Genomic DNA, 2009 nt, shown 5'->3' with positions numbered 1-2009 from the left:
TCCAAGTCCAGTCACAAACGCCTAAGCCTTGGTTTAGAATACCAGCGTGCTAACTTTAGTGTCAATATCAATAAATACCATATATTTTCAGACAAAAAATTAGTCAACAGTGTAGAAGAGAGGGGTATGTCAGGTTATGATGTCAAACTCAGCGGTCAAGCCCCTTACCTACCTTGGGCTAAAATAAAAGGCACTTATTATTACTGGGACGCTAAAGCAGGTCCAGACATTAAGGGTAATGTTTTAGGTGTGGATATTGAGATCACGCCTTCGGTGAGTTTTGAATTCGGTCAAGAAAACAACAACACCATGGATGCCAAAAGTTATGGCAAACTCACGGTAAAACTACCACTGGGCAACAAACAAAAATTCACCAACTTTGCCATTGCCAGTAAAGCCTTTAAAGACAGCCGCAAGATGGACTTAGGCGCACTTGCTTGGGTCGAGCGTAGTAATAAAATAATGGTTGAAAGAGAAGGAGGAGATGGAAACACAATATCGTTTAAAGGACTAACTTACAAACTGGTCACCTCACCTGACACAGGCAGAGTATGGCTTGATAGAAATCTCGGCGCAACACAAGTAGCCACTTCATCTAATGACAGTGCTGCTTATGGAGATTACTACGAATTTGGTAGAGATGACATCTGCCCAGCAGGCTTTAGTGTGCCAACTGAGGGGGAGCTAGCGGCAGATACCACCATAGCTACCACAACCCCGATTGATGGTGCTACTAGAGCTTTCTCTAGCTTCTTGAAAATCCCAGTTGCGGGCCAAAATGGTACGGCTGATGGCAGCATATCTGCTGGTCTGGTTGGTCTAGGCGCCCTTTTGTGGACTAAGACTGTTGGGTCAAATGCGACGAAGGGTCGTCATTTGTCCGTTAGCCCTGGTAGTAATAAGGCGGAGTTCCAAGACCTTGATCAGACTTTCCAGCTTAGCGTTCGTTGTATTAAAACACGCACCCCAATATCGTTTAATGGGTTAACTTATAAAATGATCACCTCATCTAAGACAGGCAGAGTGTGGCTTGATAGAAATCTCGGTGCAACACAAGTAGCCACTTCATTTGACGACAGTGCTGCTTATGGAGATTTATACCAATGGGGACGAGCAAAGGATGGCCATGAAGATAGAACACGAAATAGCACTTCAGCCACATTAACTTCTGGCATTGACACAGGTGCTAATGACTTATTTATTATGACTAGCGCTTTGCCTTTTGATTGGGTAGCAAAGACTGCAGACAATAACGGCTTAGCTAGAATGGCCGCTTGGGCAAATGACGGAGTTAATGACATTTGCCCAGCAGGCTTTAGTGTGCCAACTAAGGCAGAGTTAAAGGAAGATATTATTGATGCTGGTATTACTAACGCTACCACAGCACTTTCTAGCCCCCTCAAGTTGCCAGCTGCTGGCTACCGTAATCGTGCTAATGGGACGATTCACGATAGTGGCGTAAGCGCATTCTTATGGACTCGGTCTGTTGATAGTTCGCAAGCTAGTTATTTGAGCATCAACAACAGTGCCGTGGTTTCAGGCAACCAAGATCGTTCTTACGGTTTTAGCGTTCGTTGTATTCAAGCACAGGGCGTTACTGTTTTTGCTGATCCTGATCCTGATCAATTTGATGTATTTGTGACTGGTGGTGTTCTTGAGAGTAGGGTGAGACAGATTGCTACTGGGATTGCAAATGCTAGGGGCGACAAGACAAGCCGAGAAGAGAAAAAAGAGATAGAAGCTCAACTCAGACTTATTAAAACAACGGAGAAAGCTTATCTGGTTGTAAGTGATGTGTCTAAAAAAGACGCTCTAGCGATCAAAGTTGAACTTGTTGGTAGAGGAAGTATTGTAACTCCAACTTCTGCTATTCGTCCACTTAAAATAAAAATTAAAAGATTTTCTCCTCCTCCCCTTCCTCTTCCCCTTCCAGCGATATCGTTTAAAGGACTAACTTATAAACAGGTTGTCTCACCTTACACAAAAAAAGTATGGCTTGATAGAAACCT

Annotated in this window: 1 protein-coding gene; it reads left to right on the top strand. The window is 43.7% G+C overall.

The window, feature by feature from the left end:
• Nucleotides 1-2009, top strand: a 2009-nt coding sequence (locus BBROOKSOX_RS10415) for an inverse autotransporter beta domain-containing protein (RefSeq protein ID WP_257607862.1), incomplete at both ends; no start/stop codon positions are given.

Source organism: bacterium endosymbiont of Bathymodiolus sp. 5 South, from assembly GCF_900128535.1.
Taxonomy (GTDB): Bacteria; Pseudomonadota; Gammaproteobacteria; order PS1; family Pseudothioglobaceae; genus Thiodubiliella.
This window is presented reverse-complemented; position numbering and strand designations above follow the sequence as displayed.